Annotated in this window: 21 protein-coding genes; 7 read left to right on the forward strand and 14 right to left on the reverse strand. The window is 41.8% G+C overall.

Annotated elements, in window-relative coordinates:
* Nucleotides 1–239 precede the first annotated feature (239 nt).
* The 5 genes from GOP56_RS14950 to speE all read right to left on the reverse strand — a co-directional run bounded on the left by GOP56_RS14950 (nucleotide 240) and on the right by speE (nucleotide 4,519).
* Nucleotides 240–1,673, reverse strand: coding sequence for a sigma-54 interaction domain-containing protein (locus GOP56_RS14950; protein ID WP_163246863.1), 1,434 nt, complete (start codon nucleotides 1,671–1,673; stop codon nucleotides 240–242).
* Nucleotides 1,674–1,785: 112 nt separating this feature from the next.
* Complete coding sequence (locus tag GOP56_RS14955) at nucleotides 1,786–2,175, reverse strand: hypothetical protein (protein ID WP_121473090.1); 390 nt, start codon at nucleotides 2,173–2,175, stop codon at nucleotides 1,786–1,788.
* Nucleotides 2,176–2,190: 15 nt separating this feature from the next.
* Nucleotides 2,191–2,607 carry a YwiB family protein gene (locus tag GOP56_RS14960; protein WP_003334199.1) on the reverse strand — a complete coding sequence of 139 codons (417 nt, stop codon included), beginning with the start codon at nucleotides 2,605–2,607 and terminating at the stop codon, nucleotides 2,191–2,193.
* 197 nt (nucleotides 2,608–2,804) lie between these two features.
* Nucleotides 2,805–3,674 carry an agmatinase gene (gene speB / locus GOP56_RS14965; protein WP_003342250.1) on the reverse strand — a complete coding sequence of 290 codons (870 nt, stop codon included), beginning with the start codon at nucleotides 3,672–3,674 and terminating at the stop codon, nucleotides 2,805–2,807.
* Nucleotides 3,675–3,685: 11 nt separating this feature from the next.
* Complete coding sequence (gene speE / locus GOP56_RS14970; RefSeq protein ID WP_003342247.1) at nucleotides 3,686–4,519, reverse strand: polyamine aminopropyltransferase; 834 nt, start codon at nucleotides 4,517–4,519, stop codon at nucleotides 3,686–3,688.
* A 331-nt stretch (nucleotides 4,520–4,850) separates the two neighbouring features.
* Between speE and GOP56_RS14975 the strand changes: the two genes are divergently transcribed.
* Nucleotides 4,851–6,893: a transglycosylase domain-containing protein gene (locus GOP56_RS14975; protein ID WP_163245949.1), complete on the forward strand. Its 2,043-nt coding sequence runs from the start codon at nucleotides 4,851–4,853 to the stop codon at nucleotides 6,891–6,893.
* Between the two features lie 149 nt (nucleotides 6,894–7,042).
* Here GOP56_RS14975 and GOP56_RS14980 read toward each other — a convergent pair whose 3' ends face one another.
* The 6 genes from GOP56_RS14980 to GOP56_RS15005 form a co-directional block, all read right to left on the reverse strand.
* On the reverse strand, nucleotides 7,043–7,318 hold the full coding sequence (locus tag GOP56_RS14980) for a hypothetical protein (RefSeq protein WP_003334194.1): 276 nt from the start codon (nucleotides 7,316–7,318) through the stop codon (nucleotides 7,043–7,045).
* Between the two features lie 205 nt (nucleotides 7,319–7,523).
* The gene (locus GOP56_RS14985; RefSeq protein WP_096886452.1) at nucleotides 7,524–8,039 is read right to left on the reverse strand and encodes a YwhD family protein; all 516 of its coding nucleotides are present in this window, start codon (nucleotides 8,037–8,039) and stop codon (nucleotides 7,524–7,526) included.
* Between the two features lie 180 nt (nucleotides 8,040–8,219).
* Nucleotides 8,220–8,729 (reverse strand): YwgA family protein, encoded by a 510-nt coding sequence (locus tag GOP56_RS14990; protein WP_022586129.1) that lies wholly within the window; start codon nucleotides 8,727–8,729, stop codon nucleotides 8,220–8,222.
* Entirely contained in the window at nucleotides 8,722–10,020 is a 1,299-nt protein-coding gene (locus GOP56_RS14995; RefSeq protein ID WP_096886451.1) for an HD domain-containing protein, read from the reverse strand. Before GOP56_RS14995 ends, GOP56_RS14990 begins: the two co-directional genes overlap by 8 nt.
* A gap of 52 nt (nucleotides 10,021–10,072) precedes the next feature.
* A complete protein-coding gene (locus GOP56_RS15000; RefSeq protein ID WP_163245950.1) occupies nucleotides 10,073–11,011 on the reverse strand; it encodes an RluA family pseudouridine synthase in 939 nt (312 codons plus the stop codon).
* A 208-nt stretch (nucleotides 11,012–11,219) separates the two neighbouring features.
* Entirely contained in the window at nucleotides 11,220–12,332 is a 1,113-nt protein-coding gene (locus GOP56_RS15005) for an aminopeptidase (RefSeq protein WP_022586127.1), read from the reverse strand.
* A gap of 205 nt (nucleotides 12,333–12,537) precedes the next feature.
* Here GOP56_RS15005 and GOP56_RS15010 point away from each other — a divergent pair, with 205 nt between their 5' ends.
* Both GOP56_RS15010 and GOP56_RS15015 read left to right on the forward strand, forming a co-directional pair.
* Entirely contained in the window at nucleotides 12,538–13,020 is a 483-nt protein-coding gene (locus GOP56_RS15010; protein ID WP_163245951.1) for a TspO/MBR family protein, read from the forward strand.
* Between the two features lie 400 nt (nucleotides 13,021–13,420).
* Nucleotides 13,421–14,671 carry an MDR family MFS transporter gene (locus GOP56_RS15015; protein WP_163245952.1) on the forward strand — a complete coding sequence of 417 codons (1,251 nt, stop codon included), beginning with the start codon at nucleotides 13,421–13,423 and terminating at the stop codon, nucleotides 14,669–14,671.
* 97 nt (nucleotides 14,672–14,768) lie between these two features.
* On the opposite strand, the gene GOP56_RS15020 is transcribed toward GOP56_RS15015, so the two are convergent.
* Nucleotides 14,769–17,702 (reverse strand): DUF4855 domain-containing protein, encoded by a 2,934-nt coding sequence (locus GOP56_RS15020; RefSeq protein WP_163245953.1) that lies wholly within the window; start codon nucleotides 17,700–17,702, stop codon nucleotides 14,769–14,771.
* Between the two features lie 65 nt (nucleotides 17,703–17,767).
* A complete protein-coding gene (locus tag GOP56_RS15025) occupies nucleotides 17,768–18,943 on the reverse strand; it encodes a THUMP domain-containing class I SAM-dependent RNA methyltransferase (protein ID WP_096886446.1) in 1,176 nt (391 codons plus the stop codon).
* A gap of 225 nt (nucleotides 18,944–19,168) precedes the next feature.
* Between GOP56_RS15025 and mutM the strand changes: the two genes are divergently transcribed.
* Nucleotides 19,169–19,978, forward strand: coding sequence for a bifunctional DNA-formamidopyrimidine glycosylase/DNA-(apurinic or apyrimidinic site) lyase (gene mutM, locus GOP56_RS15030; RefSeq protein ID WP_163245954.1), 810 nt, complete (start codon nucleotides 19,169–19,171; stop codon nucleotides 19,976–19,978).
* Nucleotides 19,979–20,040: 62 nt separating this feature from the next.
* Here the strand turns inward: mutM and GOP56_RS15035 are convergent, their stop codons facing one another.
* Entirely contained in the window at nucleotides 20,041–21,045 is a 1,005-nt protein-coding gene (locus tag GOP56_RS15035; RefSeq protein ID WP_163245955.1) for an ABC transporter substrate-binding protein, read from the reverse strand.
* Nucleotides 21,046–21,230: 185 nt separating this feature from the next.
* On the opposite strand from GOP56_RS15035, the gene GOP56_RS15040 reads away from it, so the two are divergent.
* From GOP56_RS15040 to GOP56_RS15050, 3 genes are read left to right on the forward strand one after another with little or no spacing between them, the layout of a single operon-like run.
* Nucleotides 21,231–22,241, forward strand: coding sequence for a FecCD family ABC transporter permease (locus GOP56_RS15040; protein ID WP_163245956.1), 1,011 nt, complete (start codon nucleotides 21,231–21,233; stop codon nucleotides 22,239–22,241).
* Nucleotides 22,241–23,278, forward strand: a complete 1,038-nt coding sequence (locus GOP56_RS15045) for a FecCD family ABC transporter permease (RefSeq protein WP_101669317.1) — start codon at nucleotides 22,241–22,243, stop codon at nucleotides 23,276–23,278. Before GOP56_RS15040 ends, GOP56_RS15045 begins: the two co-directional genes overlap by 1 nt.
* A 14-nt stretch (nucleotides 23,279–23,292) precedes the next feature.
* Nucleotides 23,293–24,132, forward strand: a complete 840-nt coding sequence (locus tag GOP56_RS15050; RefSeq protein WP_003342215.1) for an ABC transporter ATP-binding protein — start codon at nucleotides 23,293–23,295, stop codon at nucleotides 24,130–24,132.
* The last annotated feature ends 379 nt before the right edge of the window (nucleotides 24,133–24,511 follow it).

Here is a 24,511-nt window from a genome sequence, read left to right on the forward strand (position 1 = left end):
TAATCCCCCCTGCATATTTACATGAACAAAACCTCTTGAAGCTTCATTATTTACATCATGCAAGGAGGATGCCAATTTCGGTAGAATATTTAATATTTTCAGAATTAGATGATATTTGCAGTGTATCTGCAGGCTTTTAAGCGTTTTGGGCACGCTTGGTTTGCCTACAGTCCACTTTACCGGATTATTTATTGTGCCAGCTTTTCGGCAAGGTCGGGTTGAATGATTGGTAATCCAAGTCAATCTGACTTCTTATCATCTGGTTTCTCTTTTTGTTGGGCCAATTTATACTGTAGGGTTTGTCGAGGGATTCCTAATTGTTTTGCGGCTTGCAGAATATTTCCTTTCGTTTGCTCCAATGCCATTTGAATGAAATGCTTTTCTGTTTGTCTTAGAACATCTCGTAAGGTCCCATCCATAGGAATTGAGGTTTTCATAGTGAATCCGCTTTCACTTTCCTGAGATACCACTCCCAGCTCACTCATTCTTTTCAAAAAGGATAAAGGAAGGTCTTCAACTGTAATCCATTCGCCTTCAGTAACATTCATGGCAGCTTCAATCATATGCTCTAGCTCCCGAATGTTACCCGGCCACGTACATCGCTTGAATAAAGTCCATACCTCTTGATCCAAGCCTTTCACCTGTAACTCAAACATATTGTTATACTTCTGCACAAAATGCTCTACTAAAAGGGGCAAATCCTCTGGGCGTTTGTGCAATGGTGGAAGCCAAAAGGAGACAACATTTAAGCGATAATATAGGTCAGCTCGCAATCCTTTGCTTTCCACCACTTTTTCTGGCACTTCATTGGTAGCCGCAATCACTCTCACATCTACCTGCAATGATCCCGTTCCGCCTACTCTTCGTATCTGACCATCCTGTAATACACGCAATAATTTAGCTTGTAGCTCAAGTGGCATACTGTTTATTTCATCTAGGAATAACGTACCCCCATTGGCTACTTCAAACAAACCTGGACGATCATCTGCTCCGGTAAAGCTCCCCTTAGTTGTACCGAAGAGAATTCCTTCTAATAGGGAGGCGGGTAGGGCAGCACAGTTTTGGGCAATAAACGGACGCTTCCTTCGCGGGGATGCTCGATGGATCGATTGTACCAGCAACTCTTTACCTGTCCCTGTTTCTCCATAAATCAGTATTGGTGAGGTGGTCCGCGCAGCTTTTAACGCTATCTGTTTCACCCGCTTCAGCTCGGGGTTATGCGTTAAGATATCCGAGAATTCATAAAACACCTGATCGGACACAAGTGGCTTCACTTGCTTTTTTCGTCCACTTTGGACTTGAACCTGTAGGTCCACTAGCTGCTCCGACAGCTCCCTTAGTTTCTTCATATCTTTAGCTACCTCAACTGCGCCAACGAGCCGATCGTCTACACGAACTGGTAACGTAGTGTTGATTGTTTCCACCTGTACGCCTCGCCAATTGGTATAGCGTTGCGTGCGATTATACATGGGCTTTCCGGTTTGGATGACATTTAACAAGGTGCTGGATTCGCTATCTAAGGAAGGAAAGACTTGCAACAACGGTTTACCCAGCACCTCCTCTTGCGTTAACCCATCCAGTCTGGCAGCGATGTGATTGTACATGATCGTAATACCCTGAGCGTCAACCACATGGATGCCTTCATCAATTGCTCCTAAAATTGCGCTTAACATCTCCACTGTCTCCGATTTTGGTAATGTACTCACAACATCCCTCCTAATCAGACTGCCAAAAACTAGTCACTGTGCTAAAAAACCGGCACTACGCATCTACAAAAGCTGCTCTCTATCGCTCAATTTGATACGTTAAAAATACCGTATACAACAAATGACCAAAAAACCACAACAAGATATTACTTGCTGAATAAACACCTTGGCTTAGATACGTAAAGGGAAAGAATAAAATCAGAAATGCCACATTCCACAGAGTTACATAGATGACAATCTTTTTCCCTTTTCCCTTTGGATAAAAGTAAATAAACGCAAAGGCAACGATAACCGAAATCACCAAATGAATGAGATAGGCTAGTAAGGGAGGGGTATTTTCCATCCCTGGAATATAAGTAATATCTAATAATACCTGAAATGTGTTTGTTTGAAACAATCCATCTCCAATTGCCAGAAAAGCTGATAACAACAAGCCAGAAAATAGCCCATTAATGAGGGAAAAAACCATACACACTGCCCCTTTCTACTCCCATGCAATTTTCATGTCCCATTCGAATTCTCCAACATATTGTCCACTTAGCCACAATTGATAGGCAATCAACACCTGAACAGGCTTCTCACTTTGATACGTGACTTTATATGTTCGAGTGTGGGTATGCATTTGCATATTTCCATAGGGACTGCTATATAGGCTATCTGTCCCTTTTCCCTTTTCAAATATTTGCTTCATTTGCAAGCTACCTTGACGCAGTAATTGTGTGCTATCGGGGTTAATCCGAACAATATTGGAGACCTCTCCCGCTCCCTCTATCTCTTCTTTATAATGCAGAAACCAAGAAGAATTACGCAGGGATGCTTTACCCGACATTTGTAAATCTGTCTTGTCGATTTGACCTTCTGCCTTTTGTATGATTGATAACGATAATTGAACCTCTTGCATTCCGAGACCTCACTTTTGTTTGTCACTGTAGTATTTGTTAGTTTACTTTCCCTTTATTATAGGATAGTTTACCTTCTCGCTTCCAATTTTTCTGACCAAGCGAGAGCGATTTCGTATACAAAATGAAAAAGGCAAGAAAGCACTCTGCCTCCTTGCCTTTTTCTACGTAATATCCAGTATCCAAATGATAATAGCGACTATTTTACAAAGCTTAATATCATTTCACGGAGTATTTTTGAAGCAACAATCTGTGTCATTTCACTATGATCGTACACGGGTGCTACTTCCACTAAATCAAATCCGACCACATTGGCTCCGTTGTTAGCCATAAAATGAATCGTATCTAGTAATTCACGAGATGTGATACCGCCAGCCTCTGTTGTACCTGTACCAGGAGCAGCAGAAGGGTCTAGCACGTCAATATCAATCGTTAAGTAGATAGGGCGATTTCCAATGGTAGGAAGCACCTGTTTAACAGGCTCCAATACATCGTATTTGTATAAATGCATATTTTCCTTTGCCCAATCAAACTCTTCCTTCATCCCGCTACGGATTCCGAACGAATAAACGTTTTTTCCTCCAAGCAAATTGCACGCCTTTTTAATTGGCGTTGAATGGGAGTACTCGTAGCCCTCATAGTTATCTCGAAGATCGGTATGGGCATCAAAGTGGAAGATAACCAAGTCCTTATACTTCTCGTGCATGGCTTGAATCACTGGCCATGTAACCAAGTGTTCACCGCCCATACCTACAGGGATTTTATTATCCGCTAATACTTTCGCAACGAACTCGCGAATAGCTTGGAGACTGCCTTCTACATTTCCAAAAGGTAATGGAATGTCCCCTGCATCAAAATACTTCACATCCTCTAATAGCCTGTCCAAATAAGGACTGTATTCTTCTAAGCCAATAGAGACCTCGCGAATACGTGAAGGGCCGAAACGGGAGCCTGGACGAAAGCTAACTGTCCAATCCATCGGCATGCCATAAATGACTGCTTGGCTCTCCTCATAGTTTTGATGACTACGAATAAACACGTTGCCAGAATAAGCTTCATCAAAACGCATCTCACTACCCCCTAGTCGCGAGTCAGTTCAGCTACAAAGTTAGGAAGCTGGAACACTGCTTTATGAATATCTTTGTTATAGTATTTGGTATCCATGTCTTTAATTGTAGATGGATCTACTTCTAATGGATCATATTTTTTGGAAGCAATGGTAAAGCTCCACAGACCTGATGGGTATGTTGGAATGCTTGCTGTATACAAACGAGTCACTGGGAAAATAGACGATAGGTCTTTAAATACTCGTTTGATCAATTCACGATTGAACCAAGGTGATTCCGTCTGAGCAACCATGATTCCGTCTGGTTTTAGCGCATCGGCGATTCCCTGATAAAAGCCTTTTTCAAACAGTCCCACTGCTGGACCAACCGGTTCGGTAGAGTCAACCATGATTACATCATATTCACCCTTGTGATCATGAATATGTTTAATTCCATCGATAACTTGCACATCGACACGCGGATTTCCCATTAAATCTTTCGCAATCTCTGGGAAATATTTTTTGGAGGCTTCAATAACTCCGCCGTCAATCTCAGCTAGTACAGCTTTTTCTACGGAAGCATGCTTAACGATTTCACGAATAGCTCCTCCGTCTCCTCCGCCCACAACTAATACTTTTTTAGGATTAGGGTGGGTGTTAAGAGCAATGTGAGTAATCATTTCATGGTAAACAAATTCATCAACATCGGTAGTCATAACCATACCGTCAAGTACAAGCATACGTCCAAATTGATTGGTATGGATAATATCCAATTGTTGAAAATCCGTTTTCTCACTATATAGAGTCTCGGAGATCTTTGTAGTAATTCCGTGATTTTCCGTTTGCTTCTCAGTGTACCATAGTTCCATGTTCATAATGTAATGAAGCCTCCTTTTTAACCGAATCATTTCATGTTGATGGGAGATGTAATGAAGATCACATAATGCATCAACAAAATGAATTATAGAGGGTACCCCCCAAAAAGCAAGTATTTTTTGTCTTTTTATCCGATATTTTTCTTACTTCACTGCTTTTTCAGAACAGATCGCCTATTTGTAAAAGGACTACCAGTGATGTGCAAAACCTTAACGGAACAGGTGATACCGGCTTCATATAGTATGAAAATATGCTGATTTACCTATACTATCTATTAGGATTTTTCCTAGTATTACCAAACTATGCAGAAAGGACGTGTCTTTCATGGAAGTCATCCGCGAGCATCCATTACTTCGTTGGCTTAGGCGGGTCAGGCTTTTTATAAAAATTCTAGGTCTGACTATGCTGGCGGCTGCATTATCCATCCTATTTCTGGTCTTATATTTACGTTCTCAGCCAATGCCCGCCACAGTTATTCATCAAACTTCAACCATCTACGCAGGCAACGGAGAAGTTATAGATAGTATTCACAGAGGAGAAAATCGTTATGTCGTCACACTCGACAATGTTTCCCCTTATTTAGTGCAAGCTACTCTTTCCATCGAGGATCGTTACTTTTATCAGCATATGGGCATTGATCTAAAACGGACTGCAAAAGCAGCTTACGTCAACATTGTCGAAATGAACAAAGCTCAAGGGGCCAGCACGATTACACAGCAGCTAGCTCGCAATCTGTATTTGAGTCATGAGAAAACCTGGACTCGCAAGGCAAAAGAAGCCTTACTCACCCTACAGCTAGAGCTTAATTACACAAAAGATGAAATTTTAGCAATGTACATGAATCAAATCTATTATGGACATTCTGCCTATGGTGCAGAGGCCGCCGCGGGAACCTATTTTGGCAAAAAAGCGAAGGATTTAACGCTTGCAGAAAGCTCTATGCTAGCAGGAATTCCAAAGGGGCCTACCTATTATTCCCCGATTACGAATTTTGATAATGCGAAAAAGCGTCAAAAATTAATCCTAGCGGCTATGCACCGTGACGGTTACATTTCCGAAAAACAAATGGGGGAGGCTTACGAGCAGAACTTAACATTTCATTCACCTAAGGAAGTACAAAAAGCTTCGATAGCCCCATATTTTCGGGACTATATTCTCACTTTAGCCAAGGATAAGTATGGAATCAGTGAAGAGGCTGTTCAGAACGGCGGATTAAAAATTTACACCACCTTAGACGTTGCAATCCAAAAGAAAGCGGAAGAAGCTATTCGTAAACACATGCCTAAAAATAATCAAGAATTACAGATAGCTCTAGTAGCCATTGATCCTAAAACGGGCTTCATTAAAGCAATGGTAGGTGGCCGCGATTATAAAAAAAGCCAATTTAATCGTGTATTGAGCAAACGACAGCCTGGTTCTACCTTTAAACCAATTATGTATTTATCAGCTTTAGATAATGGGTTTACTCCTTTAACGTTGATGAAAAGCGAGCCAACTGTCTTCACTTACGAAAATGGAAAGGAATACGTTCCTAGTAATTATGGTAATAAATTTACGAATACCTTTATTACGATGCAAGAAGCCATCGCTACATCAGATAATATTTATGCTGTTAAAACAATTAACCAATTAACACCACAAAAAATAGTAGATGAAGCCAAAAAATTAGGGATAACTAGCCCTCTACAGGCTGTACCTTCTCTAGCTTTGGGAACATCGCCTATCTCCCCTTTGGAATTAACAGCAGCTTACAGTACCATCGCAAATAATGGGTCGTACATTACACCAGTAGCGATTTTAAAAATCATGGATAATACAGGTGCCATTTTAGCTGAGGATTCCTCTGCCCATGTCCCTGTAGCAGATCCGAGTAGCTCATATGTGTTAAATCAGATGATGCAGACTGTTTTTAGCGATACGCGCGGCACAGCTCACCGTGTTGCAGGACAATTAAACCGTCCCGTTGCTGGGAAAACAGGCTCCACTGACTATGACTCTTGGATAGGCGGATTTACACCCCAGCTCGTAACCAGCGTTTGGACAGGCTATGATGAAGGGAAGAAGATTGACCCGATTAAGGATGCCCGTCTAGCGGCTCCGCTTTGGGCGGAATTCATGGAAAGTGCTCTCGATAATCAACCCCCTAGCCAATTTAATGCTCCTACCGGTGTCGTATCAGTTTACATCGACCCAGTCACCCAAAAATTGGCTACCCAGAACTGCCCGCATGCGCAAGTTATGTATTTTAAGGCAGGAACAGAGCCTCAGGATTACTGTTCCGAGCATATTCCTGAGCAAGCAATACCCGATCCCAAACCACCTGAAAAAGAAAAGAAATCGTTGTGGAACAAATTATGGGGCAGATAACATGTCAGCTTTATGAAAAAGGGCTACCGTAGATCACTATTGTGATTAGGTACCCCTTTTTTCTTGCGCTTTTTGTTCATTCATGCAGCTTGTTATTACGCTGGAAATCATATCTGCGCCTGGCTTTGACATATTTCTATTTCGTTATCTTATTGCTCCCCGCCGCCAATAACACCATTTCCATCAGTAAAAACGTGGTCGTTATAAACCGTAATAAGCCCGTTTTTTTCCAATTTATCCAGCACTTCAAAAAGACTTTCTCGCTTTCCTGCCGGTAGCCTATTAATAAATTTATTAATCTCTTGCGGTGGTACATTATTGCGGAAATGCACTCCACCATGTTTGACAAAATGATCATTCTGATGATCCAAGGCATTCTCCCCCTCTGAGAAGATAAAGTATTGATATGCCTTCTTAGTGTGCATCCCTAATGCTAATTCATAACCTGCAAATTAAGACAAACAGGGAGTGACATAATGTCGCTCCCTGTTTGCTGACCTAGTGCTTTTTATATACAAATCTAAGTTTACTCTTTTTTGGTTTCTTCGTACAATTCTTTTGCTAGTTGTTCACACAGCGTTCATTTTTTCCTAATAAAAACCAGATTTTCAACTAGCGCCCATGTACAAACTATGCTTGTGTTTCTAAGCCCTGCTTAAGTTCTTCAGCAGAGTTTGCCCACATGTCTGCATTGTGTTCCATCAGTAATTTGCGCAATGCTGCTTTTTCGACTTCTCCTAGCTCACTTACCATGATTTTGCGCTTCATAGCAGCATCCATACGGTTAACGTGATCTACCAATAGCTTGTATCCACGGCGGGCTTCACGGTCAATCTCCATATAACAAGCAGTTACACCTGCATAGTAAGGTCCCTCTTCTTTGCGGTCGATGGTAACCCAAACAAGCCAGTACGGCTTTCCGTTTGGAACATCTTCCTTATTCGTAGAAAATTTAATGCCTCGTTCAACAGCACTCTTGGCATGCAACGCTCCCATGTCAATGTAGGCATCATTTTCTTCAACATCAATAATGACAGAGGAAACATGACTTAAATCAAGCACTCCTTGACCAAATCCGCCATGAACATCTGTCTTTTTACTCACAATGGTAAAGCCGTTATTTTTTTTATTATCAAATAAATTCATGTTATCACCAACCCCTAAAAAGATCTTCTGTCTATTCTACCCTGAAAACTTATACTCGTGCAATTTTTGGGGCGCATAGATAACATCTAGTGAAATAGATGATGTGGAACAAAAAAATCTCGTTCACACATAAGCGTAAACGAGATGGTCATACTAGCAGACTCCAAAATGCTATACCCTTTAATGCTGCAAGCTAATTTGTCTGCATTCGTCGAGAAAAGCAAGTCCCTTTTGTACTTCCTCTTCTGTATAGCGCTGTTTGCTTTTTAATGTAAAGACTTTAACCAGCATTTCCTCATAGGATAAGTGCTCAAAATAAAGAATGGTGGACACCAATTCAAGAAAACGGGAATTTTCTTCATTTAAGCGTTTAATCAGACGCTCTCCTACCCCTAGGTCTACATCATGATAACGCAAAAAATCCTTTCCCAATTCGTTTAAGGAGTAACGATATACTTCGATCGCTCCCTTGCTTTCATGTTGTTCGTTCAACAGCCCAAAGCTACACAACTCATCTACGCGCAATGTCAGTTCTTCGGAATAAGGCCCGAACATATGAAACTCAAATCTTTCCTCAAAATCCACCTGCATTTTTTTAGAGATATACACCATTTTTTGCAGTTTCTTTCTTCCTGTTACTTCACCAAGGACCTCCACTAGCCGCATTATTTTGGCGTGCCCTCTATGCATCCGACATCACTACTCCTAGTCGTTCTTTAATCTTTTGGGCAAGTTCAGCAGGCAGCGATTCTATCAGATCAGCAGGATAATAAAGCTTATAATCAAATCTCCGCTTTCCACAAACCGCTTCTACAATCTCTGACATCGTTGATAATTCCGCTTGCTCACCGTTTGGTTTGACTAACATAATAGAAATCCGTTCTTGTTCTTTCCCAGGGCGATAATAATCATAGGGCAAATCGGATGTAGAATCAACTTCTACATAATAGTCGGGATCAATTCCCGCTTCTTGAAACAATTCCCTGATCTCATATTCCGTTCGGAAATTTCTAGGATTATATTCGACGTATTGCAGAAGATTCCTGTCTAAAAATCGTGAACACAAATCAGATAATATAGAATCTCGCTCATTTCGCCACTGATGCATGTAGAAATAAACAATAGATTCATCCAGCATCAGATAGTCCTTCAATTGGATACGATCACAGAAAAACGGTAGGAAATGTGTCGGCTCTAATTGAAAACGGTAATCGCGCTGGAATAATTCCTTCGCACGTTTGAAAATTTTATGTAGAACAACCTCTGCACTTCGCGTCACTGGGTGAAAATACACCTGCCAGTACATTTGATAGCGTGACATGATATAGTCTTCCACTGCATGCATCCCACTCGCTTTAATCACTACTCCATCCTCAGAGGGTCGCATTACACGCAGAATGCGCTCTATGTCAAAATTACCGTAATTAACTCCGGTATAATAAGCATCTCGCAACAAATAATCCATTCGGTCTGCATCTATCTGACTGGAAATAAGGGAGACAATCAGTTTATTCTCATACGTTTTTGCGATCACCTCCGCAACCTTTCTAGGAAAGGTATCGCTAACCGTACGTAAAATTTGATTAATGCCTGTCCTGCCCATAATGATCTTTCTCGTCCATTCCTCATGGTCAAACCGAAATACCTTTTCAAAGGAGTGTGAAAAAGGACCATGTCCAACATCGTGCAGTAAAGCCGCACAAAGGCACAGGAGCTTTTCTTCGTAAGGAAGATTAACTCTGCCCTCGAAGGTCTCTAGGATGCGTCTCATAATTTCATAGACGCCCAGCGAGTGATTGAATCGGCTATGCTCACCGCCATGGAAGGTAAAATAACTTGTCCCAAGCTGTCTGATACGTCTTAGTCGTTGGAATTCTGGTGAATCAATTAGCTCCCAAATGACCTTCTCCCTGACATGCACATAGCGATGAACAGGGTCTTTAAACACCTTTTCCTCATCTAATAGCCTCTGCACTACCATGCTCTACACCTCCACCCTTCCCCATCATATTTATTTTGCACATGCATCATCTTTATAGCATAAAATTTGGGAGAAAAAACCTATCCTCCACAAAGCGCTTCATCTTTGGTGGCATAGGTGCCTTAATCTCAAGGACCTCTTCTGTCACTGGATGCTTAAAACAAAGCTGATAGGCATGCAACGCTTGATTGGAAAAGCCCATTCGAGAACCTCGGTACAGGGTATCCCCAACCAATGGATGTCCCATGTATTCAAAATGCACACGGATTTGGTGGGTTCTTCCTGTGTCTAATGTAATATCGACTAAGCTAACCTCATCATTTGAAGCCAACACCTTGTAATGAGTAACCGCTTCTTCACCCTTTGGATGTACCTGACGCTTTACTTTATGCATAGGATCGCGTTTGATCGGTTCTGCTATTGTTCCCGATTCTGGTTGCATGCGACCAGTTACGAAAGCAACGTAATTCCGCTCTACACTTCCCTCCCTTATCAGCTTATCTGCTAGCTGATGAGCATAGGAACTCTTCGCGATTAAAATAGTGCCTGAAGTCTCGCGATCTAGGCGATGAACAGTATGGGGCATAATCGACTTGCCTTGTTTATGCCAATAAAGGACAAGTTGGTTTAGTAAAGTATCATGCTGACCCTCACGAATAGGATGCGTAGTCATACCTGTTGGTTTATTGACAACAATAAAATACTCGTCCTCATACAAAACTTCCAATTGAATTTCAAATGGCGCTGGCGGTAACATGACTAACGCTTCCTGCTCACGTTTATCATCAAAAATGCGCACAGAAATCACATCTCCAGCCTTGACCTGCCTTTTAAGAAAAGGGACCTTGCGATTTACCAGTATTCCTTTACTCCGTGTCAGACGTTGCAGCATACGTCCAGAGACCGACATTTTTTGTCGTACGATCTCCTCCACAGTCATTCCTTTTTCCTGATCGTCTACAGTGTGATCCAACCATCTTTTCATTGTCATAGCTAGTTTTTTCTCCGTTCTACAGTTTCTACGCTTCATTGTAACGAAAAGCGAGATCGGATGCCACTTTAGAGAGGAGAAGCTGGTTCTATCAAGGGAATATTGATATAGGTTATCTCCATTCATCTCAAGCAAAAAAGCCTGGCATCACCAGACTTTTTTTCGTGCTCTATCTTGAATATGGGTTTCTTTCGCTCTTTTGATTGGCTTAGGATTTTAAAGCATCTGGATTAAGACCTTGTAATGTATCCAGCACAAATAGTCCATCTTTACGGATTAACACATCATCAAACCAAATTTCACCGCCACCGTATTCCGGACGTTGAATGGTTACCATATCCCAATGCACGATGCTTCGATTGCCATTATCAGCATCTTCATAGGCCTGACCCGGAGTAAAGTGGAAGCTCCCTGCGATTTTCTCGTCAAATAAAATATCATTCATCGGATGCAGCACATACGGATTTACACCGATGGCAAATTCTCCAATATAGCGAGCTCCTTCGTCAGTATCAAGAATTTCATTGAGCTTCTTGGTATTATTTGAGGTCGCTTCTACAATCTTTCCATTCTCAAAACGCAAGGTAATATTCTCAAATTTAGTCCCCATATATTGTGTCGTCGCATTGTGAGTAAGTACACCGTTGACCGAATCACGCACAGGAGCAGTGAAAATCTCTCCATCTGGAATATTATTTTCTCCCGCACAAATCACGTTTGGAATTCCTTTGATGGAAAAGGTCAAGTCGGTTCCTGGCCCGACTAATCGTACTTTATCCGTCTTATTCATCAGTTGTTGCAGGGGCAGGAATGCATCATGCATCTTTCGGTAATCTGTTATACAGACATCAAAGAAGAAATCTTCAAATGCCTCAGTCGACATATTCGCATTTTGCGCCATAGAGGGGGTAGGATAATTAAGCAGAACCCAACGAGTATTAGCGATCATGTAATCACTAAGTGGCTTTAGCACCCTGTAATGCTCCTGACGCTTATCATTTGGCACATCAGACATTTCGCTGTCATTATCAACCCCGTTAATAATGATGGTTGCATGCTGATCCCTGATGCGTTCTTCAGACCATTTCCTTAGATATTCTGCCCGCTCGGCACTAGCATTCATCATTAACTCCCGTTGAATACGTGTATCCATTATCTCCACATAAGGATAGGCGCCGATAGCATATGCCTCTTTTATCAGCTCCCGAGCTAGATCATGCCCGTTTCCACGGACTTCAATATTTAAAACTTCCTTTTCCTTCAAACCCACAGAATAGTGCAATAAATTATAAGCCAATTTTTTTAATCGTGGATCTTGCACGATGAGACTCCTCCAGTCCGTTCCCATTGGGATTTATTACAAATTGTAGCATAGACACTTCTCTTTGTGTTTTTGATTAAAAATATTTTATCAAAACGCCTTAGTCCATCTATGATGTTCATCTTGCAATCAGAAATAATAAGCATGGACGACAAAATCAATAATAAACTAAGTACTAGCTTATAAGAAAAGGGGGTAGTTTTACATGACGCAGCAAAAGCCAAGTCTATTATCCTCCATCATATTATTCCTCGTCATAATAGCTCTTTTTTCGCTGTCAGGTATTCTTTTTCCAAGTGACCTAATCTGGTATAACACCCTTGAAGAGCCTGATTGGCTTCCCTCAAGCAACTTGATTGCTATCATATGGTTTGTATTATACGCACTGATTGCTCTTGCAGTCGTTGTATTACAAAAAACCATTGGGTTAGATAACCTAAACCACTCTTGGTATCTGTTATTTGCGATTAACTACGTGATCAATCAGGCTTATACCTTTGTCCTGTCTATTCAGAAGGATTTGTCGTTAGCCTTTTATGATTGTCTGGCTACCGCAATATCGACCCTACTCTTGCTATTGTACACAGGCAAATACTCTCGTTGGGCAGCACTGTTACTTATTCCGTATCTTGTTTGGTCCTGCCTTACTACGTATATGTCATGGGTTATTTATCAAATCAATCTCTAGAAACCTGTCTTGCACATCCTTATAAAACCTGTTAGAATTTCACTTATCAAAAAATACCGAAAATAAAGGGGCATGTAACCAATGAAATTCATCAGTAAAGAAAATTATAGCCATCTAATCTAATCCAGCAAAGACAAAAGGTAATCTATTCTTTTTGTCATGCTTGATTGAGGTCGGCTTTCTTCTTTACTGATGGAATTTATGGTTATCGGCCCCGTTTCTTTATGAAAGAAGCGGCATTTATGCGATAAGCTTGTATGTTCGGCAAGCTTTTCAGCATAAAGTCGCTTTTTTGATAAACAGTAACATTCTAACAGGACCATAAACCACTTCTTTTTCAGACGGGAAAGAAGAAAGCCAGCATGTATGTAAGTCAGAAAACACGTTGGAGGTGCAGCGCATGAGCTGGCTATCTTGGGATGTAAATTTAAAGGTTCGTCTGATTGGAGAAACCTTATTTTCTATCTTTTTATGGATGTTCTTACCCTTCATGGCTCTGTTTTTCAGTGAAACGTTTGGTAAGAGTACTGCTGGGGTATTATTAATCATTCCCCCGTTACTTAGTGTTGTCATAAGCTTAATTGGTGGTCGTATTTCTGATAAACTGGGGCGTCGTCCCGTTATGCTATTTTCTGTGGCGTTTGAGGTTCTCATGTTCCTGTTATTTTTTCTATCCTCTTCACCTTGGATGATGTACCTTGCTTTTGTCGGACTGAATCTGAGTGCCTCTTTATACCAACCAGCTAGCGAAGCTATGATCGCAGATTTGACCAACGAGGAAGATCGCAATTTTGTGTTTGCCATGTTTTACACAGCTATGAATTTAGGGGTTGTTATCGGCCCTTTGCTGGGAGCCTTTTTCTTTGTAAATTACCGTAACGAGCTTATGCTAGCCTGTATGATTGTGACTGCTATTCTATTTGTTGTCTACTTTTTCGTCTTAAAAGAGACTAAGCCGTCAGCACCTCAAACTAGCTCAGATGTAGTCGATTCAGCACCCAGTTGGAAAAAAGAATTGCAATCCTTTCAGGTTATTTTTCGTGACAAGGTTTTTTCTCTTTACTTGCTAGCGGGGGTCTTTGTGTTTATCGCTTTTTCCCAGATGGATCTTTACATGGCGATTTATATAAAGGAACATGTGTTACATCAACCGTTGATATGGTGGGGAGATTGGACCTATTCTCTAGGTGGAACATCCTTTTTTGGCTGGATGATGGCCTTGAATGGATTCATGGTAGTGACGCTAACGGCAGCGATGACACGCTGGATTAGTGCGTGGAGCGATCAAAAAGCATTTGTGATTGCATCTTTTCTGGGTGGGATCGGCTTTTTCATGATGGCTTTTAGTAAAAATATCTGGTTCTTGCTCTTCTGTATGGCTGTTCTCACAATTGGAGAGCTGATCCGTACTCCAATCGCTCTAGGCTTCGTTAGTAAACTAGCCCCTGAACACCAACGTGGGCAGTATATGGGTGCCTCCACGCTACAATTTACGATTGGGCGCATCCTAGCACCACTGCTCGTTACTTTATCTAATTGGTTTGGTCCGCTAGTCATTTTCGGAATTATTTTTGGTGTAACAATTCTTAGTATCCTTTGCTATCAAAAAATGTTCACCATAATGGAGCGTGCAAAATCGGTCCAGGCCTAAATGCTTTGTTATAACCTTGCTCAAAAAATCAGGCCCCTGCTTCTCAACTTACGTGAGCGGCAGGGGCCTGTCAGCGTCTACATTTCAACACATGTCGTTATTCTTTTGTTTCAGCCTCATCATGATTTTCCGTTGTTTTCTCATTGACTGGTTTCTCAGATTCAGCTTTCTGATCCTCAGCCTTTTGATCAGCTTTTTCCCCAGCTTCATCCTTAGTAGCAGGATTTGCATCCCCCGTTGTTTGCTTTTGATCCTCTGGCTTCGTAGTAGGAGTTGGCACTACCTCAGGAACAAGGAATTCTTTTATATCAAACTTGCCCTTCATCCACTTGTACGTATCATCATAAATCTTTCTGGCTTGCTGCTCCTTACTGCGGTAAGCCATCAACAGATTTTTAGAACCGAAATAATACGCATGGATTTTGTCCTTATCTATTCCGATTTTATGACCGGCAATGAGTTGATTGTAGTAGGTACGATAGAGACGCATATCGCGTAAGAATTTCTCGTCTCCCTCGATCTCTACACCCATTCCATATTTATTAGCTACATCTAAGGTAAGCTGAACCCGTTCTATAGGTACTTCATTTGCCTGATAATAGTTCGGCTGAAGGAAAGCATAATCAAACCCAAGATTTTTCCATTCCTCTAAACCTGGAGCGCCATAATACGGAATCCAGTAGAAACGGAATCCATGGTAATGAACCATGTCGGCAACGTTGCGAATCAACTCGCGTTCTTTCGGTGCCGCGTCATCTACAAGCTCTTGGAACCAGTAGATTCCTTCTAGCTTCAGATACTTATACTCTGATTGGTACCAGCGATTAATCAGCTTATCCTTGTACCAGGTAATGGCTGCTAAGCGGTTTTTATAGGCTTGCTCTTGCCCTACCTTAGCAGGGTCAAAGGATAGAGACGGCCCATTTTCCTCCAGCTTGCCCCAATCGCTCACCTTTGGAGAAGGATAAGGCAAGGTTAGTACCACTTTTTCCTTCTTCGTATTTAGTACAAGAGAATTACGTCGTTTATTCATTTCAAGCATAGCTGTGTTTAAGGCATCCAATTGGCGACCCGGTTCGAATAGATTGTCCATATACTTCTCCCAGTCAGCCTTTGTTTCCGTCATGTTCGGAAACGGAAGGAACAACATGGTATCAAACATTTGATCAGGAATGGAACCATCTGGCTCAATATAGCCCGCCATCGGTAAAAAGTCGTCTTTCGACCAGCTACCACGGTCGTCATATGCCCCATGGTATACCAATAGCATATCTTTTACCCGGTCATCTGCCTTATTATCTTCAATAGGTGTGCTTGTTTTGCTTAAAGGAAAGGAGATGAGCTTAGCCTGTGCAGGCTCTGCTTCATGTCCATATACTTTCAGTTGTTTAGCAAATGTGAACACTTTTACAGGAAAACGTACTCGAACATACTGTGCATCCAATTCCGGTAAGCTAATGCGCAGGGTACGATCCAGTTTTTGTAATTCCCCAGGGGAAATAGCATGTGTAGCTTTACCCGCATAACCCCAAATTTTACCGTCCCGCGATACTTCCACCTCTAGCTCGGAAGGCAATGTAATCCCGCTTGTTTTCTCTTGTCTAAAGGTAAGCTCTACCATATCCAGCGTCTGTACCTTATGTAGATCAAGCGTTACTTCACGTCCCATTTGACGAAGATAGCCTGTCCAAACATCTGCTGGATCGGTCAATCCGCCAGCTGGACCAGGGTATTTCTTCTCTGACTCATTAAATAAAGGGTCAGCAGGATCGAGTGATTTTACGGTTACCTGACTGTTACGGGCATAATTAATCCAGCCTTCTACTGGCTCTTCCTCTTTTTGTTCCTGTTTCTTTTCCTTAGCTGTATTGCTGTTGACAGTATCTGTATCAGTTGCTACAGACTGGCTTGGCGTTTTTTGTTCGGAAGAAGCTTGGTCCGTTGATGATTTTTGCTCAACGTTTTGTTTCTTTTCATCTGCTTGCTTCGTATCATCAGCTTTAGATTCAGCAGGATTTGTCTTGGCTTCGTCTGTCTTTGCTGGATCCTCCGCTTTTTTCTCATCCTCAGCTATACCATGAGCTGTTACCTCTACTGGTATTTGGATGCTTTGATAACCAACCGTTACCGTTATAACTCCTTTACCTGCTGCTGTACCCGCTACGAATGTACCGTCCGCAGAAATATGGCCTAGCGCTTTATCGTCAAAAGCAAAAATCGGCGTAAATGGCAGTGGCTGATCTCCCTCAGGCTTGACCTTGATTTGTTCAGTCATTCCAGTCATGATCTTGATGCTAGCGTGATTAACAGTAAAGCCTTTTCCATCAGCTTGTTTTTTTCGAAGCTCTACTAGGCGATCCACTAACACAACCGCATCGCCACGCGTTACCAATTTATCAGGCTGAAATGCTCCTTTATAAGCCGTCAGCCATCCTTGACGAACTGCTGCATAACTTGCCTCTTGTGCAAAGCCAGCTATCTTTTTTTCATCCAAAAAAGTAGCAGGATTCGCTTTTTTCTCGGTTGCCCCAATTGAAAGGTGCTGATTAACTCTCTCTAGCAGCACAGCTAGCTCCTGACGGGAAAGCGGTTCTTTGCCTCCCATACTACCGTCAGCTTTGCCTTTCATAATTCCATTATCAGCCAATGTAGAAGCATATGCCTGATACACACTATCTTTTGCAAGATCAGAGAATGTACTTTCTGCATGCTCGCTTGGCAGCACTCCTAATGCACGGGACAATAGCACAATAAAATCCTGGCGGGATATTTGAGCATTTGGCCGAAATTCGGTAGCCGTCACCCCATTAATAACCTGCATGCTGGCAAGATGCTTAATTGCTTTTTCTGCATAGTGACCTTTCGTATCAAGGAACTCACCATTCCCTAGATAAGCAGAAGAGGATGCCGGAATAGAAGCATTCCCCTCTTTTGCCGCAAAAGCTTGGGGTGTCATGAAGCCTGAGGTCAATAACAAGGCAGTAGCTGTTGCCACACTCATCAGCTTATGAGTAAAACCGTTTTTCCACATAAAAAAACAACCTCTCTCCTTACCTGAATCAATCTTTTCTATCTATTCAACCTTATATATGACGTTTATCTCTCTTGATCTGTTACATCCCCAGAATTAGCCCGTGGACGCGGTGGACGCGGCCCAAAAAATTGATAGTAATCCACACGCATGTTGCCATTAAATAGCTTGCGTTTTTTGCTGGCTTTCTTGCCAAAATATGACTCAAAATTTTCATCAGAGGTAATCACGTAAGAAGACCATGTATCTAACTTACTAAATACCTGCCCCATGTCACGATACAATCTTTCTACCGTGCGATAGTCGCTTAGACGCTCTCCGTATGGCGGATTGCAAATCAGGTAGCCATATTTCTTTTTGGAACTTAAATCTCTCATATCCATGCGTTGAAAGTGGATCGTGTCATCTATTCCAGCTTCCTCTGCATTCCGTCTCGCTATTTTAATAACCTCTTCATCAATATCGGTTCCTATAATTTCTAGTTGCCGATCGTATTGAGCCAAATCATGCGTCTCAGCACGCGCCTGACGCCATGTTGTCCGCGGAATAATCGGCCAGTTCTCCGAAACGAATTCTCTGTTCATACCAGGAGCAATATTTCTGCCAATCATAGCGGCTTCAATCGGAATCGTACCAGAGCCACAGAACGGATCAATCAATACACGATCTGGCTTCCAACGCGAAAGCATGATCAACGAAGCTGCCATCGTCTCCTTAATAGGAGCTGCCCCGATCCAATCACGATAGCCACGTTTATGTAAGCCTGCTCCACTGGTATCAATGGTTAGCGTCGCAATATCTTTTAATAACGCCACTTCAATTTTAAAAGTAGGACCATCTTCGTTAAACCAGCTTGTATGGTAGGTTCCCTTTAAGCTTTCTACAACTGCTTTCTTTACGATTGCCTGACAATCAGATACACTAAACAACTCCGACTTTACTGATTTCCCCTCCACAGGAAAGTGTCCATTCTCTGGAATAAAATCAGACCAAGGCAATGCCTTTGTTTTTTCAAATAATTCATCAAAGCTGGTCGCTTTGAATTCACCAATTTTCAATCGGATGCGATCTGCCGTACGCAGCCATAAATTTGTACGCGGAATATCCGAAATATCAGCACGAAACATAACCTTTCCGTTTTCTACCGTTACATTCTCATACCCCATCCCGCGTACTTCTTCCGCTACTACTGCTTCTAAGCCAAATGCAGCGGTTGCGATCAAATCTACTTGATGTTTCATGTTTAGTCTCCTGTCTTTATGTATCTATTCACGAACTCGATATTTTGAAGTCAACTCGTCTCATTATAGTATATTTTTCCCCGAAAAACGAAAGGTTCTCCCTATCTTCCTCATTTTTCTTATGAAATTGAAACAGACTATTACTGCTGAAGGCTTCACGATATGGAGAAGGTAAACAGAGATTATAGATCTAGTATTGCCACTCTTGTAAAAGGAGGAACTTCTATGCCAGAACTTCCAGAGATGGAGCATTATAGGGGCATGTTAAATCGCTACATCTTAGATAAACCGATTCGACATGTCGAGGTAACACGGGAGAAAACCATCAATTGTCCTGTCACTTACTTCCAGCAGGCACTGCTGAATCAAACGATCACAACTGTTCAGCGCCGTGGTAAGTATCTATTATTTCATCTAAGCAACAACCAGATTCTGTTGCTCCACCTCATGTTATCCGGATTTATGTACTGGGGTAGCGATGCTGATAAATTGGATCGGACGGCTCAGGTTACCCTGAGCTTTGATCAACATAAGCTTTTTTTCCATGGCCTGCGGCTCGGCTACTTACATATATACAAAGACGAAGGTATTTCTCAGCAGCTTGCTACACTTGGACCCGAACCGCTTATGCCGTTATTTACCGCAGCCACTCTGACCAAATTGTTGAAAAAGAAACGAACCGTGTTAAAAAAAGCCCTTACCGATCAGCATGTTATTGCAGGCATTGGTAATTGTTATTCTGATGAAATTTGCTTTCAAGCAAGGCAGTTGCCTCTTAAAAATTGTCAGGAATTATCGCAAGCAGATATTCAAGCATTATCCCAAGCACTTCATGAGGTATTGACACGCGCCTTACAGCTAGGGGGTTATATGGAGTACCGATTTTATAAGAATGATCGTCTCACCGGAGGATATAATCATCATTGCTTGGTCTATGACCGCCCCCAAGAGCCTTGTTTACTTTGTCAGACCCCTATCGTCATGACTCGGTTAGCTTCCCGCAAGGTATTTTACTGCCCAAACTGCCAGCATTAGAAAAAAGGACTGATCATAAGCCTCTCAGGCTACTAGATCAGTCCTCTTTCTTTTACAATATGTTATTGTTTACCTTCTACCAGATACTTATCAAATTCATCTAACAGCAGATTAGCTGCACGTACACCGCCTGCTATATTCCAGATGACATCATCTACTTTAAATACTTTGTTGTTCTTTGATACTTTAAGGTTTTTCCATAACGGATCATTTGTCCATTCTTGTTCTAGCTTGCTACCGCTGTCATCTTTTACACCTTTATTGTACGTATAGTAGAACAAGATATCGCCATCTAATTCAGGCATGCGTTCTTTGGTAATTTCGGCTGCAAAATCATCTTTTTGCTGTACTTTTGGTCGCGCAAAGCCTACTTCATTCAATAGCATTCCTGCAAAGGTTTGACTGTAGTAAATGCGAGTTTTGCCAGGCATAAAACGAACTAGAGATACTTCTGTTTTTAATTTATCCCCAGCTTTTGCACGCAGGTCTGCTACCTTTTTATCAAAATCGGCAATTACCTTATCGCCTTCTGCTTTCTTATGTAACGCTTCCGCATACAATTTAAAGTTGTTTTTCCATTCACCGCGCAATGTTTCTGCTAAAACAGTTGGGGCAACGGCACTTAGTTGATCATAAATCTTTTCATGACGCATTTTTACACCAAGAATGAGATCGGGTTTTAGAGCCGCAATTGCTTCAATATTAGGCTGTAGCTCATCACCGACATCTTTTACCCCCTCCATATCTGCTTTGATATGATCATAGAAGGGTTGGTCCTTTTTATCCCAAGATTGTACAGCACCAACTGGCTTAACCCCTAGTTCGATAACAGCTTCTGTACCTTCACGTGTCAAAACTACCACACGTTGGGGAGTTCCATTTACATTCGTTTCTCCCATTGCATGCTTCACCTTATAAGCTGTACCCTCTTGCTTTGTCTCACTAGGCTTAGCTTCTGTTGTAGCATTCTGCTGTTGACCGCATCCTACAACAAGCATCATAAGTAGCAAAACTGGCGCAGCAATCTTCATGAGACGTGAATGATGCACAATTTGTGAAATTTTCATCTGTTGTTCCCCCTAGAACTCTTGATAACGATTATCAATGTCGGATATAATCGTATATGCCAGAATACAATGTGTCAACAAGGGAAAACATTTCCTTGCACTGTTTTGAACTTTCAAAAAAATGATCATGTTGAACAGCTGTCATCTAATACTGAAAGAATGCAAAAAAATAGGAGAACACTGAAATGGGAAAGAGCATCTTAGAACAGCCTTTTGTAAAAGCAATAGGTCTACTACTCGGATTGTTAGTATTGCTAGCTTGTATGCTCGTCAGTGTTGTTTACGGTGTCATTAATACTGATATACACACTCTGATAGAAGCTTATACACATTTTAACGGAAGTAACGAACATATTGTCATTCTTGAAACGAGAGTTCCGCGCAGTATTATTGCAGCAGCCATAGGGATTAATTTAGGTATAGCAGGTTGTATTCTGCAAGCTTTGACACGTAATCCGATTGGGGACGTAGGCATCTTTGGAATAAATGGGGCCGCTTCATTTGCTATTGTTTGTTCTGTTGGTTTCTTAGGAGCAAACTCTATGCAAGCCTTAACCTGGGCTGGTTTTACGGGAGCCCTGCTAGGTGGGATCGCTGTTTATATCTTAGGCTCTATTGGTCGCGATGGGATGACTCCCTTAAAAATGACATTGGCAGGTGCGGCATTAACCGCTCTGTTCTCTTCCTTCACGAATGGAATTTTAGTTACAAATGAACAAGCCTTAGAGGAAGTATTATTTTGGTTAGCTGGCTCTGTAGCTGATCGTAAGCTCTCCTATTTAATGGAAGGGTTACCGTTCATGATCGCAGCATGGATAATAGCACTGCTGTTAGCCCCAGCAATTAATACGTTCATGCTAGGAGAAGACGTAGCAAAAGGCTTAGGACAGCGAACTCTTTTGTTAAAAATCGGAATGGGTGCAGTTGTGATTATTTTATCTGGCTGTTCGGTGGCTGTAGCAGGACCAATAGGCTTTGTAGGTTTGTTCACTCCTCATGTAGCTCGTTACCTTACTGGAAACGATATGAAGTGGACAATATTGTACAGCGGATTATTCGGAGGAATTTTACTGGTTACCTCTGATATCTTAGCTAGGGCGATAGCGATGCCTCAGGAATTACCAATTGGTGTAATGACAGCCTTATTTGGAGCTCCCTTCTTCATTTATGTCATTCGAAAGGGGATGCTTCGTTGATGAAAAAACTCCTTGTTTTTCGACTTAAAAAACCAAACATTTCCTATTTAATGGAAAAACGTGTGCTATGGATCGTGCTTGCTATTCTGTTCCTAACATTTATGGCAATGGTATGGAGCGTCGGAATAGGTGAATATCCGATTTCTCCCTGGAATGTTATGAAAGTGTTTCTTGGATTAGGAAGCGACCAGGAAAATCTGATTGTCATGAAATTTCGCATGCCTCGTCTTTTGACAGGTATGCTCGTTGGAATGGGGCTTGGTGTATCAGGGGCAATCCTTCAAAGCATCATTCGCAATCCACTCGCTTCTCCTGACATTATTGGCATCACCAGTGGAGCTAGTGTTGCAGCAGTCGTCTTCATTGTTTTGTTTGAAACAGCGAGTATTTTCTGGCTTCCGTTGTTTGCTATTGTAGGAGCTGGTATTGCAGGCTTACTCATTTATGTCTTAGCTTGGAAAAAAGGAGTAACTCCTGTACGACTAGTATTGATAGGCGTTGGTGTGAAAGAGATTTTAGCCGCTCTTACCACCTTAATCACCGTTGCAAGCCCGCTGTATTTGACGCCTAAAGCTAAAATTTGGCTAACAGGCAGTGTCTATGGAACATCATGGGATACCGTATCCATGTTAGCTCCTTGGATCGCTTGCTTTATGTTACTCGCCTTTATATACGGTCGTAGTGTCAACCTGCTGCAATTAGGAGATGATGTGGCCCAAGGAGCTGGCTCTGCTGTTGAATTGCATCGACTCATCCTATTGTCCTTCTCCGTGGCATTGGCAGGCGCTGCTGTGGCCATCGGTGGGGCAATCAGCTTTGTTGGACTGCTAGCTCCTCATATTGCAAAAAAGGTAGTAGGTCCTGTTTTTGGAGCTTTATTGCCCGCATCTGCACTGCTGGGTGCTCTTATCGTCTTAGTCTCTGATCTCGTAGCTCGCACTGTTTTTGCGCCACTTGATCTGCCTGTAGGAATTTTCACCTCCCTCATCGGAGCGCCATTCTTTATATTTCTATTGGTTAAAAATCGTAATAAGTAAGGAGATGAGATGCAATGTCTGCTCTAGAAACCAAAGGACTAACCCTGCAATACGGGGATTCCATTATAATTGAAAATCTTGGTCTGCGAATTCCTAAGGGTGAAATTACCGTTTTAATTGGAAGCAATGGTTGTGGGAAATCCACTCTTCTTCGCTCCTTGGCTCGATTATTAAAACCGGCATCAGGACATATATTATTAAATGGGAAAGGTATTGCAGAACAAACAACAAAAGAGATTGCCAAGCAAATGGCTATTCTGCCACAGGGACCGATTGCACCAGAAGGATTAACTGTCTTGCAGCTAGTGAAACAAGGGCGTTATCCACACCAAAACTGGCTCAAGCAATGGACTGATGAAGATGAGGAAAAGGTCGCCTTTGCCCTGGAAGTGACGCAATTAACAGAGCTAGCTCACCGTCCCATTGATTCGCTTTCCGGTGGTCAGCGCCAGCGTGCTTGGATTGCTCTTACACTGGCTCAAGATACGGATATTATTTTGCTGGATGAGCCTACTACCTATTTAGATATGACTCACCAAATTGAAGTGCTTGATATTTTATTTGAATTAAATCAGACACGTGCATCCACAATTGTCATGGTGCTGCATGATCTTAATTTAGCATGTCGATATGCACATCATTTAGTCGCTGTTCAAGATAAACAAATTTATGCTCAAGGTAGTCCAGAAACCGTACTGACCGAAAAAATGGTCGAACATGTTTTCCGTATGCAATCTAAAATTATTGCCGATCCTCTGTATGGAACACCAATGTGTATCCCTGTAGGAAACAGTCGCCGGTTACTATCATCTGCAAAAGATGAGATTTTGCCAGCACAACGACTTGCTACGTAAAACGATAACGGGATGTATTTGAAGCATAAATGATCTCCATAAAAGTCATCATGCAAATGTAGATTATTTTGTGGATATTTGGCTCTAGAACTCGACAAACGATCGTCTTTCACGTTACAATCCTCGTGTGATAGTTTTTGCCATTCATAATTACTTTGTGTCTGACAGACAATCTATCTAGAATACATATTGCTCTTATAACTGTTACGAGGCTACTTGCACGCTACTATGAACATGTCTCCGTCGCTAGTTGATGGAGATTTTTTCTTGCTTTTTTATTTGTGATTTCATTGAATTTATTGCCCCAATGATATATCTTAATATTTAGCGTTTTTTTAGAGTAAATTGGGTGAGAACTACTAAATTTATATAGAGATGG

Origin of the sequence: Brevibacillus sp. 7WMA2, assembly GCF_010748895.1 — a bacterium.
GTDB lineage: Bacteria > Bacillota > Bacilli > Brevibacillales > Brevibacillaceae > Brevibacillus_B > Brevibacillus_B halotolerans.

Bases quoted from the DNA above. Each gene is read 5' to 3' on its own strand.
- GOP56_RS14950 (WP_163246863.1), bottom strand. From the start codon at position 1,673: ATGTTAAGCGCAATTTTAGGAGCAATTGATGAAGGCATCCATGTGGTT.
- GOP56_RS14955 (WP_121473090.1), bottom strand. From the start codon at position 2,175: ATGGTTTTTTCCCTCATTAATGGGCTATTTTCTGGCTTGTTGTTATCA.
- GOP56_RS14960 (WP_003334199.1), bottom strand. From the start codon at position 2,607: ATGCAAGAGGTTCAATTATCGTTATCAATCATACAAAAGGCAGAAGGT.
- speB (WP_003342250.1), bottom strand. From the start codon at position 3,674: ATGCGTTTTGATGAAGCTTATTCTGGCAACGTGTTTATTCGTAGTCAT.
- speE (WP_003342247.1), bottom strand. From the start codon at position 4,519: ATGGAACTATGGTACACTGAGAAGCAAACGGAAAATCACGGAATTACT.
- GOP56_RS14975 (WP_163245949.1), top strand. From the start codon at position 4,851: ATGGAAGTCATCCGCGAGCATCCATTACTTCGTTGGCTTAGGCGGGTC.
- GOP56_RS14980 (WP_003334194.1), bottom strand. From the start codon at position 7,318: ATGCACACTAAGAAGGCATATCAATACTTTATCTTCTCAGAGGGGGAG.
- GOP56_RS14985 (WP_096886452.1), bottom strand. From the start codon at position 8,039: ATGAATTTATTTGATAATAAAAAAAATAACGGCTTTACCATTGTGAGT.
- GOP56_RS14990 (WP_022586129.1), bottom strand. From the start codon at position 8,729: ATGCATAGAGGGCACGCCAAAATAATGCGGCTAGTGGAGGTCCTTGGT.
- GOP56_RS14995 (WP_096886451.1), bottom strand. From the start codon at position 10,020: ATGGTAGTGCAGAGGCTATTAGATGAGGAAAAGGTGTTTAAAGACCCT.
- GOP56_RS15000 (WP_163245950.1), bottom strand. From the start codon at position 11,011: ATGACAATGAAAAGATGGTTGGATCACACTGTAGACGATCAGGAAAAA.
- GOP56_RS15010 (WP_163245951.1), top strand. From the start codon at position 12,538: ATGACGCAGCAAAAGCCAAGTCTATTATCCTCCATCATATTATTCCTC.
- GOP56_RS15015 (WP_163245952.1), top strand. From the start codon at position 13,421: ATGAGCTGGCTATCTTGGGATGTAAATTTAAAGGTTCGTCTGATTGGA.
- GOP56_RS15020 (WP_163245953.1), bottom strand. From the start codon at position 17,702: ATGTGGAAAAACGGTTTTACTCATAAGCTGATGAGTGTGGCAACAGCT.
- GOP56_RS15025 (WP_096886446.1), bottom strand. From the start codon at position 18,943: ATGAAACATCAAGTAGATTTGATCGCAACCGCTGCATTTGGCTTAGAA.
- mutM (WP_163245954.1), top strand. From the start codon at position 19,169: ATGCCAGAACTTCCAGAGATGGAGCATTATAGGGGCATGTTAAATCGC.
- GOP56_RS15035 (WP_163245955.1), bottom strand. From the start codon at position 21,045: ATGAAAATTTCACAAATTGTGCATCATTCACGTCTCATGAAGATTGCT.
- GOP56_RS15040 (WP_163245956.1), top strand. From the start codon at position 21,231: ATGGGAAAGAGCATCTTAGAACAGCCTTTTGTAAAAGCAATAGGTCTA.
- GOP56_RS15045 (WP_101669317.1), top strand. From the start codon at position 22,241: ATGAAAAAACTCCTTGTTTTTCGACTTAAAAAACCAAACATTTCCTAT.
- GOP56_RS15050 (WP_003342215.1), top strand. From the start codon at position 23,293: ATGTCTGCTCTAGAAACCAAAGGACTAACCCTGCAATACGGGGATTCC.